Source organism: Mycobacterium sp. NGS27 (genome assembly GCF_059813005.1).
Genome location: NZ_JCALDT010000002.1, coordinates 684,452 through 700,058, shown reverse-complemented (window position 1 = coordinate 700,058; position 15,607 = coordinate 684,452). Strand labels below are relative to the sequence as shown.

General features: G+C 66.9%; 14 protein-coding genes and 1 pseudogene. 7 read left to right on the top strand and 8 right to left on the bottom strand.

Annotated elements, in window-relative coordinates; all coding sequences use genetic code 11:
• Positions 1–3: 3 nt before the first annotated feature.
• Positions 4–861, bottom strand: a complete 858-nt coding sequence (locus tag AC5Y30_RS07895; RefSeq protein ID WP_499917510.1) for a helix-turn-helix domain-containing protein — start codon at positions 859–861, stop codon at positions 4–6.
• A gap of 124 nt (positions 862–985) precedes the next feature.
• On the opposite strand from AC5Y30_RS07895, the gene AC5Y30_RS07890 reads away from it, so the two are divergent.
• The 5 genes from AC5Y30_RS07890 to AC5Y30_RS07870 all read left to right on the top strand — a co-directional run bounded on the left by AC5Y30_RS07890 (position 986) and on the right by AC5Y30_RS07870 (position 5,702).
• On the top strand, positions 986–2,029 hold the full coding sequence (locus tag AC5Y30_RS07890) for a zinc-binding dehydrogenase (protein ID WP_499917509.1): 1,044 nt from the start codon (positions 986–988) through the stop codon (positions 2,027–2,029).
• Positions 2,026–2,439 (top strand): nuclear transport factor 2 family protein, encoded by a 414-nt coding sequence (locus AC5Y30_RS07885; protein WP_499917508.1) that lies wholly within the window; start codon positions 2,026–2,028, stop codon positions 2,437–2,439. The genes AC5Y30_RS07890 and AC5Y30_RS07885 overlap by 4 nt, the downstream gene beginning before the upstream one ends.
• On the top strand, positions 2,440–3,258 hold the full coding sequence (locus AC5Y30_RS07880) for an SDR family NAD(P)-dependent oxidoreductase (RefSeq protein WP_499917507.1): 819 nt from the start codon (positions 2,440–2,442) through the stop codon (positions 3,256–3,258).
• A 246-nt stretch (positions 3,259–3,504) separates the two neighbouring features.
• Positions 3,505–4,806: a sodium/calcium exchanger protein gene (locus AC5Y30_RS07875; RefSeq protein WP_499917506.1), complete on the top strand. Its 1,302-nt coding sequence runs from the start codon at positions 3,505–3,507 to the stop codon at positions 4,804–4,806.
• 59 nt (positions 4,807–4,865) lie between these two features.
• Positions 4,866–5,702 carry an SDR family oxidoreductase gene (locus AC5Y30_RS07870; protein WP_499917505.1) on the top strand — a complete coding sequence of 279 codons (837 nt, stop codon included), beginning with the start codon at positions 4,866–4,868 and terminating at the stop codon, positions 5,700–5,702.
• Here AC5Y30_RS07870 and AC5Y30_RS07865 read toward each other — a convergent pair.
• The 6 genes and pseudogenes from AC5Y30_RS07865 to AC5Y30_RS07840 form a co-directional block, all read right to left on the bottom strand.
• On the bottom strand, positions 5,699–7,474 hold the full coding sequence (locus AC5Y30_RS07865; protein WP_499917504.1) for a SulP family inorganic anion transporter: 1,776 nt from the start codon (positions 7,472–7,474) through the stop codon (positions 5,699–5,701). The genes AC5Y30_RS07870 and AC5Y30_RS07865 overlap by 4 nt on opposite strands.
• A gap of 17 nt (positions 7,475–7,491) precedes the next feature.
• Positions 7,492–8,565, bottom strand: a complete 1,074-nt coding sequence (locus AC5Y30_RS07860; protein ID WP_499917682.1) for a sulfate ABC transporter substrate-binding protein — start codon at positions 8,563–8,565, stop codon at positions 7,492–7,494.
• 177 nt (positions 8,566–8,742) lie between these two features.
• Positions 8,743–10,266 (bottom strand): flavin-containing monooxygenase, encoded by a 1,524-nt coding sequence (locus tag AC5Y30_RS07855; RefSeq protein WP_499917681.1) that lies wholly within the window; start codon positions 10,264–10,266, stop codon positions 8,743–8,745.
• Positions 10,267–10,304: 38 nt separating this feature from the next.
• Entirely contained in the window at positions 10,305–12,104 is a 1,800-nt protein-coding gene (locus tag AC5Y30_RS07850) for a flavin-containing monooxygenase (protein ID WP_499917503.1), read from the bottom strand.
• Between the two features lie 133 nt (positions 12,105–12,237).
• A pseudogene (locus AC5Y30_RS07845) lies at positions 12,238–12,696 on the bottom strand (DUF417 family protein); the annotation flags it as partial.
• A gap of 69 nt (positions 12,697–12,765) precedes the next feature.
• Positions 12,766–13,380, bottom strand: coding sequence for a TetR/AcrR family transcriptional regulator (locus AC5Y30_RS07840; protein ID WP_499917680.1), 615 nt, complete (start codon positions 13,378–13,380; stop codon positions 12,766–12,768).
• Between the two features lie 160 nt (positions 13,381–13,540).
• On the opposite strand from AC5Y30_RS07840, the gene AC5Y30_RS07835 reads away from it, so the two are divergent.
• Positions 13,541–14,101 carry a pyridoxamine 5'-phosphate oxidase family protein gene (locus tag AC5Y30_RS07835; RefSeq protein WP_499917502.1) on the top strand — a complete coding sequence of 187 codons (561 nt, stop codon included), beginning with the start codon at positions 13,541–13,543 and terminating at the stop codon, positions 14,099–14,101.
• On the opposite strand, the gene AC5Y30_RS07830 is transcribed toward AC5Y30_RS07835, so the two are convergent.
• On the bottom strand, positions 14,102–14,572 hold the full coding sequence (locus AC5Y30_RS07830; RefSeq protein ID WP_499917501.1) for an SRPBCC family protein: 471 nt from the start codon (positions 14,570–14,572) through the stop codon (positions 14,102–14,104).
• 147 nt (positions 14,573–14,719) lie between these two features.
• Here AC5Y30_RS07830 and AC5Y30_RS07825 point away from each other — a divergent pair, with 147 nt between their 5' ends.
• On the top strand, positions 14,720–15,541 hold the full coding sequence (locus AC5Y30_RS07825) for a mycofactocin-coupled SDR family oxidoreductase (protein ID WP_499917500.1): 822 nt from the start codon (positions 14,720–14,722) through the stop codon (positions 15,539–15,541).
• The last annotated feature ends 66 nt before the right edge of the window (positions 15,542–15,607 follow it).

Sequence of the window (15,607 nt, the reverse complement as noted above, 5' to 3'; positions counted from 1 at the left end):
GCGCTACACGGCGGTATCGGTCTGTGGCCGCGACCCGCTGAGGGCGGCGGTCTCGTCGGTCAGGTGTTTGCCGATGTCGCGGATCTGTCGCGCGGTCAGCGCGCACAGCGGGTGCACGGCCACCATCAGGGCGACGCGGGCCCGGTCGTCGAAAACCGGCGCGGCGATGGTCACCACGGGCTGCTTGCGCCGGCCCGGGTTGTCATCGGACAGAAATCCGATGGTGGTGAACTCGACCAGCAGCTGATCCATGATGTGCCGCACCGGGGTCGGCATTTCGCTGCTGTCCAGCGTGCCGACCACCTGCACCGCCTGCGCGAGCGCCGGAGTCGTCCAGTCGACGTCGAACCCTCGATCCCGGGTGTGCGCCAACACCTGCTCCAGGCGCTGAGTGCGGTCGGCGTTGTCGCCCGCGCCCCGCCGGACCCACGCGCGTTGCTCCTCCTCGGTGTCCCAGGCCGCCATGGCCACCCCGAACGGCGGCGCGTACGGAATGCGGTCACCCGGTATCCCCGACGGCTGCGTGGCCGGCTCGCCCTCGAAGGCGGTGACCACCAGGGAATCACCGAACTTTTCGACCACCGAACAGGCGTAGTCGACCTCGCGGGACAGCCGCAGCGCCGCGGACCGCGCCGCATGCGCGAGCGGGCGGGCGGTGTCCGTGCGGGCGGCCACCACGGCGAGTGCGGGACCGAGCGCGAACGTCTTCGCGATCGGATCGCGGCTCGCCCATCCGCGGTCGCACAACGTTTTCAGGATCGCGTGCGCGGTCGCCTGGGTGAGATCCAGCTCGCGCACGACGTCGGAGAAGCGCAGCCGCGAATTTCCGGACCGCGCCAGCAGCTCGACGACATCGAGCACGCGGGCGGTCGGCGCTGACGTCGAACCGCGAATTGCTTGACTCCTCTACCACTCCGTTTTTACAGTTGTACGAACATTCGAGATCTTATATCGATTATCCGAGAAAGCTAGTTCATTGCGCGCTGTGGTATTGCGAGACGGCCGGTTGCAGGTCCGTGCGATACCGGACCCGAAGCCCGGGCCGGGTGAGCTGTTGCTGCGCACGTTGAGCACCGCGATCTGCGTGTCCGACGTGCATTTCATGGATCATCCCGAGCTCGCCATCGACGACCCGACCGGCCGCTCGCTGTACGACACCGAGCGCGACATCGTGCTCGGCCACGAATTCGTCGGCGAGGTCGTCGGACACGGGCCCGGCTGCACCGACCAGTTCGCCGTCGGTACGCGCGTGACGGCCATGCCGGTGCGCCTGGTCGACGGCGGCGCCGGCGGAATGCGCATCATCGGTCAGCATCCCGAAGCCCAAGGCAGTTTCGCTGAGCTGCTGGTGGTTTCGGAAGTGGCGGCCAAGCCGGTCCCCGGCGACGTGTCCAACGATGCCGTCGCATTGACCGACGCGTTCGCGGTCGGCGAGTTCTACGTGCGCTCGGCGCAACTGAACCACGGCGAGATTCCCATCGTCATCGGTGCGGGAGCGATCGGGCTCTCGGCCGTCGCGGCGCTGGCCGGCCGCGGCATCGAGCCCATCGTCGTCGCCGACTTTCACGCCGACCGGCGCGAACTAGCCCGAGACCGGTTCGGCGCGCACGTGCTGGTCGACCCGGGCGAGAAGTCCCCGTTCGACGCGTTCAACGAGGTGCGCGCGCAGCGCGGATTGCCCGGGCCGGCAGTCGTATTCGAATGCGTGGGCGTGTCCGGACTGATCCAGGAGTTGGTCGAATCCGCCGAACTGGGCACCCGCATCTACTGCGCGGGCGGCTGGTACACCGGCGACACCCTCGACATCACCACCGCCACCCGCCAGGGTGTGACCATTCAGTTCGGCGGCGGTCCGCACCCCCAGGACTGGTACGGCACGCTCGACGCCATCGTCGCGGGCCGACTGGATCCGCTGCCGAGCGTCGGCAAGATCATCGGCCTCGACGAGGTGCCCGATGCCCTCGATCAGGCCCGCAGGTCCGACGGCCCGCCCCGGATCGTCGTCCGTCCGAATGGAGACGTCACGTGAGCGAACGCGATGACCGGCAAGACATCTCCGAACTGCTGGTGCGCTATGCCACCGGGATCGACCGGCGCGACTGGCCGCTGTTTCGCACCGTCTTCACCGACGACTGCCGACTGGACTACGGCGAGATCGGCACCTGGAATGGCGTCGACGCCGTCGCCGACTTCATGGAGCAGGTGCACGCCCTGGCGGGGCACACGTTGCATCGCCTGACCAACCAGGCCATCACGCTCGACGGCGACAAGGCCACGGCACGCACCTATATCGACGGCTTGATCATGGCTAGCGACAACAACTCTGGCGTCAATGCGATCGGTTTCTATGACGATGACCTGGTGCGCACGCCGACGGGCTGGCGCATCGCCCGCCGGCGCTACACCCAGGTTCGTATCGCCACGGTCGGGGGCGAGTAGATGACTTTCGCGACGAAATACGGGCCATGGGCACTGGTGGCCGGCGCCTCGGATGGCGTGGGCGCGGCGTTCGCCGAAGGCCTCGCCGAGCGCGGCGTCAACGTGGTTCTGCTGGCCCGCAGGCAAGCCGTGCTCGACCGCGTCGCGGCCGACATCGAGGCCAAGACGCCGATGCAAACCCGCACTGTCACAATTGATCTCGCGCAGCCCGGTGCCGCCGCGGCGGTGGCCGCGGCAACCGGTGACCTGGAGATCGGCATGCTGGTGTACTGCGCCGGAGCCGACCCGAATTTCGCACCGTTCCTTGCCAATCCGATCGAAGCCGTCGAGGCGATGGTGCGACGCAACTGCATGGTGCCCATGCAGTTGTGCCATCACTTCGCGCCCGCGATGGTGGAGCGAGGCAGCGGCGGCATCGTCATCTTCGGGTCGGGCGCCGGGCTGGCCGGCGGACCGAACATGGTCGCCTACGGCGCCTCGAAGGCGTTCGACATGGTCTTCGCCGAGGCGCTGTGGGCCGAATTGCACGACAAGGGCGTCGACGTCCTGGGCCTCATCCTGGGCAAGACCAACACACCGGCGTTGCGCGAACTCGAATACAGCCGCGGCCTGATCGGCTCCCCCGACGAGGTCCCGCCGGACGCGGCGGCCGTGCCTGACGTCATCGCCGAGGCCTTCGAGAACCTCGGCAACGGCCCCACCCTGATGGTGGGCGACACCATGCGCGCCGCAGCGCAGTTGCTGGCATCGCTGAGCCGCAATCAGGCCGTTGAGCTGTTCGCCCAGGCCGCCGCCGCTGCCATGGGACCGGACGCCTAGGGCGAAACGGCGGAACCGCGATGGTTCGCTGCGCGTCCTACTAGATGGCAGCGAGGTTTGCCAAAGTTCGAAATCAGGGCAGCCTAACTCTTGCTTTCCCAGTCCCCTGTGCAGCAAATATGGGCTTGCACGCACTGTTCTCACGGCCGACCCGCTGCGTTGCTGAGCGTGTAGGCCGCGCGTACTTTGGGTAACCGGATCGCCACGGCATCGAGCCGAACTAACCACCGATCAGCAGCGCGAAGGATGACGATGCTCGCCATAGACAGGCCCGCAGCGACCGTGTCGACGACGCGCTGGCGCCGCCGCACCCTGACCCGCTCGGGGTTGATCACCGGCGCGTTCGTCGTCCCAGCCGTGGTCGTCCGCATCGCCGGACTGCACACCGGCGCGGTGCTCGCCCTGCTGATCTTCGGAGCGGCAGTGGTGGCGGCCAGCTTCTTGCTGGCCTGGGCGGCCGAGGCGGCGCAAATCGATGTCTCCGGCGGGCTGGCGACGGCGCTGCTCGCCCTGATCGCGGTGCTGCCCGAATACGCCGTCGACCTGTACTACGCCTACGTGTCCGGCCACAACGCGGATTACACGCAATACGCCGCCGCCAACATGACCGGATCCAATCGGTTGCTGATGGGCCTGGGTTGGCCCGTCGTGGTGCTGGTGGGCATCATGGTCGCGCGCAAGACCGGGTCGGCGAAGCCCACCGGTCTGACGCTGGAGCCAGCAAACCGGGTCGAACTCGGATTTCTGTCGATCGCCGGCGTCCTCGCGTTCGCGATCCCGGCGAGTGGCCAGATCCATCTCGGGCTGGGGCTGGCGTTGCTGGCCTGGTTCGGGTTCTACCTCTACAAGATCAGCCACGGCGAGGTCGAAGAGCCCGACCTGATCGGCACCGCCGCCGCGTTGGGCGACCTGCCCGACGGCCGGCGGCGCGTCACCGTAATCGGCCTGTTCTTGGTTTCGGGCGCGGTGATCCTGCTGTGCGCCAAGCCGTTCGCCGACAACCTGGTCGCCGCCGGCGCCCAACTCGGCATCAACCGCTTCCTGCTGGTGCAGTGGCTGGCCCCGCTGGCCTCCGAGGCACCGGAGTTCATCATCGCGACCATCTTCGCCGCCCGGGGCAAGGGCACGGCCGCCATCGCCACGCTGCTGTCCTCCAAGGTCAACCAGTGGACCCTGCTGATCGGGTCACTGCCGCTCGCCCACCTGCTGGGCGGGGGCGGGGTCTCCCTGCAATTGGATTCCCGCCAGGTGGAGGAGGTGCTGCTGACCGCCACCCAAACGATGATGGGGGTGGCGCTGATCCTGGCGCTGCGGTTCCACCGGTTCGCCGCTTGCGCACTGCTCGGGCTCTTCGTCGTCCAGTTCCCGATCTTCTCGACACAGGGGCGGCTGCTGCTCTGCGCCGTCTACGTCGCGGTGGCCGTCGTCGGGCTGGTCGTCAACCGCCGCCACGTGGTCGCCACTCTCCGGGCGCCGTTCTTCGGGACGGCCATTCGGCACAGCGGTCACCCACATCACGAACCTGGAGATTCAGCCCACCCGCGGTAGCTGCCGCTGCACGGTCACCCGCCCGCGCCCGAAAACACACTGCGTATACGGTCCCAGGTATGAATCGAGTGTCGGTGATCACAGGCGGGGCGGGCGGCATGGGTCTGGCCACGGCGAAAATCGTCGGTCGCGACCACACCGTGGTGCTCTGCGACGTCAGGCAGGACCGGTTGGCGGCCGCGGCCACGACCCTGCAAGACCTCGGGATCGCCGCGACTACCGTCGACTGCGACGTCACCGACCGGCGCGCCGTCGCGGACCTGCTCGCCGCCGCGACCGGCCTAGGGTCCGTTGTCTCCGTCATCCACACCGCCGGGGTCAGCCCGAGCATGGGCGCCGCCGACTACGTCATTCGGACCAACGCCGTCGGCACCGTCAACGTCAACGAGGAGTTCTTCGCGGGCGCCGACGAGGGCGCGGTGATCGTCAACGTGGCATCGATGGCCGCGCACATTCTACCCGCCGAAGTCATTCCGGCAGAACAGTTTCCGCAAGCACTGAGCGACACATCGGCCTTCATGGACGCCATGCTGGCGGCGTGCGGCATCGCTCCCGAGGACGCGCGATCCGGCCTCGCCTACGCCATCAGCAAGAGCTTCGTCAAGTGGTACAGCCAGTCGCAGGCCGAGCGCTTCAACACCCGCGGCTTGCGCATCGTCTCGGTGTCGCCGGGGTCCATCGACACCGAGATGGGCCGGCTCGAGGAGCAGGCCGGCGCGGGCGCCATGGTGGCCAACGCCGCCGTCCCGCGGTGGGGCAAGCCGGAAGAGATGGCCGAGCTGCTCGCCTTCTGCGCCAGCGCGAAGGCCGGATATCTCACCGGCACGGACATTCTCAGCGACGGCGGCGTGATCGCCTCGATGACCGAACGCGCCAGGGTGTCGGCCGCGGGTTAGACGAGGTAGTACAACTCGGAGTGCGGGGCGAGTTCGGGCGTGCCGGTGAACGGCTCCTTCACTTTGAGGTCGGCCAGGCGGTTGTGGGCGTAGCGCACCGCCTTGAGGGTGGCCGAGAACTCCTCGTCCTCCTCGGGGAAGACCTGCTCGGCGGGAAACCAATTCCGGAAGCCGACATTGTTCAGGACGCCGAGCGTGTCGGGGCGCACCCCGGCGAGCAGGACCGTGACACCCCGCTCGGTCACCTCGCGCAGGAAGTGCTCGATGCGCTCGATGCAGACCACGTCCGGGTGGCGCACCCGTTTGAGGCGCAGCACCACGAAAGCGAGATCTTGTTCGGCGATGCGATGGTTGATCGCCGTCAGGTAACGGTCCAATTCCGGTGCGGCCCCGAAGAACAGCTCACCTTCGAGATCGTAGATGGCGATCGAGGGGTCCGCGGCGTCGCCCGGAATACGTTCGCGCACTACACGTTCGGGTGTGACGACGAGTTCCTTGGATTTCAGCTTGGCCGCCCGCGGCACGAACAGCAGGATCGATAGGACCACCCCGAGCAGGACCGACTTGTCGAGGTCGACGGCGATACCCGTGCAGGCCGTGACGAGCACCAGCCCGGCGTCATAGCGGGACGCCTTCAGGGTGTAGATCAGGCGCTTGAAATCGACCAGGCGCGCCGCCGTGACGAGCAAGAGCCCCGCCAGCGCGGGCTGCGGAACGTAACGCAGCAGCGGGGCGAACAGCAGCAAGGCCGCGGCGACCGTTGCGGCCGAGACGATCCCGGAGAACCGCGTTACGGCGCCGGACTGGAAGTTGATCGCCGACCTCGACAGTGAGCCCGACCCGGGCAGGCTCTGGAAGAAGCCCCCGGTCAGGTTCGCCAGGCCTTCGGCCATGATCTGGCGGTTGTAGTCGATCTTCTGTTGTGTTTGGTAGGCAATGGCTTTGGCGATCGACAGCGCCTCGATGATGCCGACGAAGGCGATGGCGAGTGCACCCGTGGACAGATGCGGCAGCCACTCCGTGTGCACCTCGGGCACATGCGGGCCGGGCAGGCTGCGCGGGATCTTGGCGGCCACCGACACCGCGGTGTGCCCGCCCCGGCCCGGGGTCGACCAGCCGGCGAGGTAGGCGATGAGCGCCGTGATGACGAGCACCGCGAGCATGTCGACCTGCGGCCATCCGTACCGCTGGACCAGCTTGCGCAGCACGACGGCCAGGATCACCGCGGTGACACTCAATGTCAGTGCGCGGTAATTGATGTGATCGCCGTGGGTCAGGGTGAGCCAGACGCGCCGGAGTACCTGCATGTGGCCGTTGCCCTTGTCACGGACGCCCAGGGCGTTGCCCAGCTGTCCGATGGCGAGCAGGAAGGCCGCGGCCGCCATGAAGCCGATGATGACCGATTCGGAAATGTAGCGGGTGAGGTTGCCGAGCTTGAACAGGCTGATCACGATCTGGAATGCGCCGACGAGCACGGCCAGCAGGAAGAGCGCCTCGAAGAGTTCCTTGGCGTTCTCGGAGTCGATGAAGGCCAGCGCGGTGAACACCAACAGCGAGATGGCGCTGGTAGGCCCGTTGATCAGGTGTGAGGACGACCCGAAGATCGACGCGACGATGGTCACGACGATCGCCGAGTAGACGCCGAATCTCGGATCCACCCCGGCGATCAGGGCATAGGCCATCGCCTGGGGAAACGAGATGGCGGCGACGGTCAGGCCGGCGATCACATCATGCCGGCCCTTCACCAGGTCGTAATTCACACGCACACCCACGTTTCCGAGTCTTTCCGCTAAGCGCCCGACGCCGCGTTCGGCGCCGAGATCGTGTCCAGGATTCCGTTGGTGCCGAAGAACTGTTCCCGGGCGTCGCTCCAGCTTTTGGCGATCGCACTGATCGGGAACAACGACAGGGGCCGCAGCCGGAGGGCGTGCTTGGCCAAGATCGCCGGCTTGTACGGCCGGTACCCGAATTTCGCCACCAGCTCCTGGGCGGCGTCGGTGAACAAATAGTCGAGGTAGGCCTTCGCGTGGGCGGCCGCCCGGGGGTCGGTCACGTTCGCGTCGACCCAGGCGACGGCGGGCTGGGCGAGGATGCTGACCGGCGGATACACGAGCTCCAGTTCGTCCTTGTTCGCGGCGACCTCGCGCAGCGCCTCGTTCTCCCAAGTCAGCTGGACATCGCCAATCTTGGCCAGGGCGAAACTATCTCCGGCGCTGCGAGCTCCGGCGTCGGAAACCACGACGTGCTGCAGCAACGACTTCACGTAGGCGGACGCCTGCGCCGGGCTGCCGCCGCGGGTTGTGACCGCGCCCCAGGCCGCCAACACGCTCAGCTGACCGTTGCCCGAAGTCCGCGGGTTGGGCGACACCACGGCCACGTCGGGATTGATGAGGTCGGGCCAATCGCGAATTCCCTTGGGGTTGCCCTTGCGGACGACGAAGACGATCGTCGAGGTGTAGGGCACCGCGGCGTTGGGCAGCCGCTGTTGCCAGTTGCCGGCGATCAGACCCCGCTTGCTGAGTGTGTCGATGTCGCTGATCAGGGCCAGCGACACGACGCTGGCTTTTTGACTGCCATCCAGCACGCTGCGGAGCTGGCGTCCAGAGCCGCCGTGAGACTCCTTGATGCGCAGCGTGTTTCCGCTCTGCGCGTGGTATTCGGCAACGAATTCCTTGTCCAGCGCCGAATACAATTCGCGCGTCGGGTCGTAGGAGACGTTGAGGATTTCGTCGGAGCCACCCGTCGGTAGGTTTTTCAGCACGATCGCGGCCGTGGCGACGACGATGGCGAGGACGCCCAGGATGCTGAGCCAGGGCAGGCGAAGCGACGGGCGGGCCGCGCCGGGCGGCAGCAGTTTCACCACGCCGGCCACACCTCCGCTCACCGCTCCTGCTGATCTGCCAGACGGCCCCGTCTGGGACCGGACATTCTTAAGAATGTTAACGATCTGGCCAGCCGTCGACAGCCGTGAAAATCACTCTGAAGATAAATACGCTCAGTGTGTTTGGCCGGCGCGAGCACGCGCGTGGACTCCGGTTGGCTATTGCCGCGCGCCGATGCCGGCCTTTGTCAGTCCCGCACCATCACGCGTCCCGCCGTGTATCCACTCTCGTGCCCTGAGCCGCCAGGTCCGGCGCGCGTACTCCAGCTCGGTATACGGCCATTGCGTGACGATTCGGCCGGACGGTGAGCGGAAGTAGCTGTCGCACTGCGTCCAGATGGTGCGCTCCAGGTCGCCGGAAAGTGCGTCGTTGTAGCGCTTTTCGGCCTCGGGCCGCACGTCGAGGTATCCGCCACGGCGTGCCAGTCGGCTCACCGCGCTGGCGACCAGTCGCGCGCCGGCCTCGAGGATGTAGACGATGGAGTTGCCGCCCTGGTTGGTGTTAGGGCCGTAGAGCATGAAGAAATTGGGGAATCCGCTGACCGCGACCCCCAGGTAGGCGGACGGGTCGTCGCCCCAGTGCTCGTGTAGCCGGCGTCCACCGGCGCCGACGACGTCGATCCCCGACAGATAGCGAGACGTCTCGAAGCCGGTGGCCAGCACGATCGCATCGATGTCGACTTCGGCGCCCGATGCGGTGGTCACCGACGTCCGGCCGATGCGTGCGATGGGGTCGGTGATCAGTTCGACGTTGTCGCGCTGCAGTGCTCGGTAATAGTCGTCACCCAGCAGCACCCGTTTACAGCGGAACGGATAGTCCGGTGTCAACGCCCGGCGCAGCTCCTCGTCGTCGACGGTGCGCTCCAGGAACGACGTCGCGATTCGCGTGCGCGCCGTCACCACGGGGTCGTCGGCGAAGGTCGCGGTGTTGTCGTGCTGGAACTTCCAGATCTGCCAGCGGGTGTGGCGCAACGCCAGGACGCTTCGCTGGAAACGGGCCAATTCGGTTGCGCTATATGGGCGGTCGTCCTTGGGCACCATCCACGGCGGCGTGCGTTGGAAGACCATGACGCGCCCGGCGGACTTCGCCAGCTCGGGCACGAGCTGCACCCCGCTTGCGCCGGTGCCGATCACCGCGACGTTGCGGCCGGCCAGATCGAGGTCGTGATCCCAACGCGCGGTGTGCAGCACCGGGCCGGCGAACTCGCTCACGCCGTCGATGTCAGGAAGCTTGGGCGAACCGAACAGGCCAACCGCACACACGACGACGTCGGCGGTCAGGGTGGACGGCTGCCCGTCGCGGCTCAGCTCGCAATGCCACGCTGCGGCGTGCGGGTCCCAACGGACCGAGCGCACCGTGGTGTCGAGCAGCAGATGGCGGCGCAGATCGAAGTCGTCGGCCACCGACTCGAGGTAGGCCAGTATTTCCGGCTGGCGCGCGTAGGTGCGGCTCCAGGATGCGTTGGGGGCGAAGGAAAACGAGTACAGGTGGCTCTGAATATCGCAGGCGGCGCCGGGGTAGGTGTTGCGCCGCCAGGTGCCGCCGACGCCGTCGCTGCCCTCGATGATCACCAGGTCGTCGATGCCCGCGCGGCGCAGCGCGACGGCCGCGCCGAGCCCGCCGAAGCCGGCGCCGATGATGGCCACCTTCGGTCCGCGGCGCCGCCGGGTCGCCGCTCGCATCCGCCCAATGGCGTAGAGCGCTCGCGCTTTTCGACTCGTCACGGTCCGTCTCCGGCGCGACGGACCAGCAGGCCGTCCAGGTTGCCGTCGGCGCGCCACTGCTGCAGGATGTCGGCGTACTCGGTCGGTGCGCCGAAGAAGAAGCTGCCCTGCCGAGTTTTTCTGTCGGCCTTGCCTTCCCGGTTGTAGTAGCCGGGCGTGCACGTCTTGGCGCGCTCGGCACTCGCGACCGACCGGGCGACGACCGTGTCGACCCAGGCGGCTTCGGCGGCCGGTGCGGCCTCGATTTCGGTGATGCCTTCGGCGAGTGCGGTCGCGATGATCCACGCAACGTGGCCGGCCTGAACGTCGAGCAGGTAGGGGAAGTTCACCGTCAGCCCGGCCTGGGCGATGCTTTCGATGAAGCAGTTCGGGAACCGGGTCGTACACAGGCCGTGAAGGGTGCGCACGCCGTCGTTCCAGTGTTCGGTGAGCGACACACCGTCGCGGCCGATCAGCGCGAATCCGGTGCGGCGACAGTAGTCGGTGCCCACCTCGAATCCCGTTGCGAAGATGAGGCAGTCGAGTTCGTAGGCCACGTCGTCGACCACCACACCGGTGTCGGTGATGCGCTGCACCCCGAGGCCGCGGGTGTCGACCAGGGTGACGTTGTCCCGGTTGAACGTCGGCAGATACTCGTCGTGGAAGCAGGGCCGTTTGCAGAAGTATCCGTACCACGGTTGGAGCGCCTCGGCGGTGGCGGGATCGGAGACGATCGCGGCGACGCGCGCCCGGATCTCGTCCATCTTCGCTAAGTCGGCCAGCTCGATGTCGCGGCCCCGCTGTCCGGGATCGGCGAGGCCGTCGGGATTCTGACGCATGACCGGTAGCTTGCGGGTGATGCTCGTCCAGGCATCGGCGACCAGGTCCTGGTCGGCGTGGCCTCCGGCGGTGAGGATCTGGAAGTTCTGTATCCGCTCGCGCTGCCAGCCGGGCTGTAAAGCGTTGGCCCACTGCGGGTCCGTGGCGCAATTGGCCCGAACGTCCACCGACGACGGGGTGCGCTGGAAGACGTAGAGCCGCTGGGCGGCAGCGGCGAGGTGCGGTACACACTGGATCGCCGTGGCGCCCGTTCCGATGATGCCGACGCGCTTGTCGATCAGATTCTCCAGCTCCGCACCGGTGTACGCGTAGTCCCAGCGGCTGGTGTGAAACGCATGCCCGCCGAAAGCACCGAGTCCTTCGATGCCCGGCAACTTCGGTTTGGCCTGATAGCCGTTGGCCATCGAGACAAACCTGGCGCGCATTTCGTCGCCGCGGTCGGTGCGGATGATCCAGCGAGATTCGGCTGAATCCCAACGGATTTCCCGCACCTCGGTTTGCAGGCAGGCGTCGCGGTACAGGTCGAAGTGCTCGGCGATGCGCCGGCAATGCGCAAAGATCTCCGGCCCCTTCGCGTACTTCTCGGTGGGGGTGTAGCCCAGCTCCTCGAGCAGCGGCATGTACACATACGACTCGACATCACAAGCGATTCCCGGATAGCGGTTCCAATACCAGGTGCCGCCGACGTCGGCCGCCCGGTCGATCAGCCGCACGCTTCGAACGCCGAGCTGTCGTAACCGCGCCCCGGTCAACAGGCCGCCGAATCCGGCGCCGACGACGGCGACGTCCACCTCGTCGGTGAGCGGCTCGCGGACCAGGTTTCCGTCCGCCCACGGGTCTTGGGCGTATCGGGCGAATGCGCCGGCCATCTCGACGTATTGATCGATGCCGTCCGCGCGAATACGGCGCGCGCGTTCTTCGGCGTACTTGCGTCGTAGCGCGTCGACATCAAGCGCCTGGCCAACGGTCTCGGTCACGGCGTCGAGTTCCTCTCCGTGGCCTCGACCTTACAATGGGCGCCGCGGTGATTGCGATCCACGCGCTGACGCGCGGCCTGACGGACCGCGGCGTTCGGCCAAGTGAGTACTGCGGCGAGCGACGTTCATCGACGGCCGACAGCGAGTCGCCCAGCGTCCACAACGCGACGCCGAACAAGGCCAGATCCTTGAGCAGGAATTGGCCCGGCAGCGCCGAGAGCACCGGAATACCGTGGGCGTACGTCACGACCACCCCCGGGGTGGTGAACAGAAAACTGAGCGTGCCCGCAAACAGCACCACCGCCAGCGCGCTGCCGGCAGCTGAGAGCCGCGGCCACCCCGGCCGTAGCGTAATAAGAAGGGCCGCAACGATTTCCATCGTTCCGAGTGCGCGCGCGACGAAGGTGGCACTGAAGACGTCGTAGACCCAGCTCATCAGCGGACTGTGCGCAATGAGCACGCGGGCTTCCATTTTCACGTACTTGCCCACCCCGATCCACGCCAAGACGAGCGCCAGGCCATAGCGGCTCACCAAATGACCCCACCGGGTCAGCGCCGGCGCCGCAAATTGCGCGGGGGTACGTTCGATCATCGGGCCAAGTCCTTTCTGGAGCGGAAACGCGACCAACCACCCAGCCCACGGTTCAGGTCCCCGTCGCGTTCACTTCCGCAACCGCTCGAGCCCGGCGACGATGAGCCGCAACCCGAAAGCGAATTCGTCCCCCAGCGGGACGGGCAGATCGTCGGCGACGGTGACCGTCGCGGGAAAGCGGGACGGATCGAGCCGGTGAAAGGCCACCGAGAGTTCGGCGTCCCGTTGATCGCCCTCCGCCGGCACCGACGACAGTTGTATCGCGAAGCCCAGGACGTAGCGGGCCAGCGTCGCGTACGCGCGGGCCGCGACCGCCGTCGAAAACCCGTTGTCGAGGAGCATGGCCAGGCAGCGCTCGCGATGGGCCAACGCGTTCGGGCCCATCGGCGTGTACTCGATCAACAGGGGCGCGACATTGCCATGTCGGCTCAGCGCGTCAAACATGTGTTGCGCGAACAGAATGCAGGCGTCCTGCCACCGCATTGCGGCGAGCTTGTCCGCGCCGAGGTCGACCTCGCCCAGAATCTTGTCGATGACCATCGAGACCAACTCGGACCGGCTGGAGAAGTGGCGGTACAGCGTGGCGGTGCCCGACCCCAGGCGCTGCGCCACCGACCGCATCGACAATGCCTCCGGCCCCTGATCGTCGACGAGCTCGACGGCCGCGGAAAGGATGCGGTCCACCGGGAGGGCGGGGCGGCCGCGGGAACGGCGCGGCCCGTCGCTGTCGCCCGCGTCGCGCAAGGTGGCTCTCCCTCCGCTTGACACCCGCACTTATTACGGAGACACTGTATCCATAATTAGCCTCGAGATTCAAGCACTCTGGCAGAGAGGAACATTCGCCATGCTGCTGCCCCTGGCGGCGGAAGCCTTCACCGTTCCCACCGACCGCGACATGCTCCCCTCCGAACGACGCGAGTTCGTGCGCACCCATCGCACCTGCGTCTTCGGCTACCGTCGCCGCAACGACGGCCCGGGCATGTCGATCGTGTACTACATCCCCACCGATACCGACGAATTGCTCGTTTCCACCATGGCCGGCCGGGGCAAGGCTCGCGTCGTCGAACGTGACGGCAAGGTCAGCCTGTGTGTGCTCGACGAGCGGTGGCCCTTTTCCTATTTGCAGGTCTATGCCGACGCGATCTTGGACCAGGACCGGGATCTGGCCGTCGACGTGATGATGGCGGTTGGCGGCCGGATGTCCGGCCAACCACTGGGCGACGAAGCCCGGCCACACATCCAGGAAATGTGTGAACGCGAGAACCGCGTGGTCATCCGCTGCCGGCCCTACTCAACCTTTGCGACCCCGCCCCGCCATCTGCACCGCAACGACCAGGCCAAGGAACTCAGCCATTGGGTATCCGGCGTGATGCCTTGGGACGCGGCCGATCCGGCGGAGTATTGATCAGCCCGCATACCGGTCGCGCAGTTTGGTCAAGGTCGCTTCGATGCCCGAGGCGTTCGCCTTGGCGAACCCCATGCGCTCGTAGTACTTCAGCTTGTTCTTCAGCGCACCGGCGTCGCGGTAGTCGAACGTCTCGGTGACCGTGGTCTGGGTCGGAGACACCGCCTCGAATTCCCAGCGCCAGCGGTGGCCCAGCGGGTGGCGCCATTCCACCAGTTCGTTCGGCATGAGTGCGGTTATCGTGCTGGTGATCCGATACGGAAGGCCGAACATCTTCATGTGCGTCGAAAACTTCGAGCCCTCAACGAGTTGCGGCGGCACGCTGATGTTGTCGCGGACCGTGCCCGACCCGTCCAGTTCGTGGTGACGGCGTGGATCGGCGACCATGGCATACAGCTCCGCGGCCGGGGCGGCCACCTCGACCCTGCGGCTCACCTGGCGAGGCCCCCGTTCGACGACAGTGACGGTCATGATGTCTCCTTCCACTACCCGGCAGCGTAATCCCACTGGCTCTGCGGTTCGGGAATGTTCGGATCCCAGGCGACGGCACGACTAGGGCATGCTTGGACGCCGGAACCCGCTCGACGAGGACGCCGGCGACTGAAAGGACCCCCGCTGATGAATCAGTCACTTTCGGGAAAGGTCGCGCTGATCTCGGGCGCCGCCCGCGGCCAAGGCCGGGCACACGCGGCACGCCTCGCCGCCGAGGGAGCCGACATCATCGCGGTTGATATCGCCGGCCCGCTGCCGCCGAGCGTTCCCTACGACTCGCCAACGCCCGACGATCTGACCGAGACCGCGCGGCTGGTAACCGCACGCGGACGCAGGGTCTTCGCCGCACAGGTCGACATTCGCGACCTGGATGCGCTCAAAGCAGAAGTGGAAGTCGCCGTGCGCCAGCTCGGCCGGCTCGACATCATCGTCGCCAACGCCGGGATCTGCAGCCCCTCTCCTTGGAATCAGATATCCGCACAGGCGTTCCGGGACACCATCGACACCAACGTCATTGGCACGTGGAACACCGTGATGGCGGGCGCGCAGCACATCATCGACGGCGACCGCGGCGGCTCGATCATCTTGATCGGATCGGCTGCGGGCATAAACATGCAGTCGTTCATGATCCACTACACGGCCAGCAAACACGCCGTGGTGGGGATGGCACGCGCTTTCGCCGCCGAACTCGGCCGGTACAACATTCGCGTCAACAGCCTGAACCCCGGGGCGGTCGCCACCCCGATGGGGACCGGCCGGATGCGGGATGCACTGCGATCGGCCGCGGACGACTACCCGCATCTGCGAGGCCTGCACAAACCTCTGCTACCCGACGGTATTGCACAGCCCGAAGACATCGCTGACGCCGTTGCGTGGCTTGCCTCCGACCAATCCAGACTGGTCACCGCAAGCCAGGTATCGGTCGATATCGGTGTCGGCTACGTCTGACGTGAGCTCCTTCGCCAGGCGGCAGATCGCACCTGCGCCAATAGCCCGCTCGGCCGAGCAGGCAGA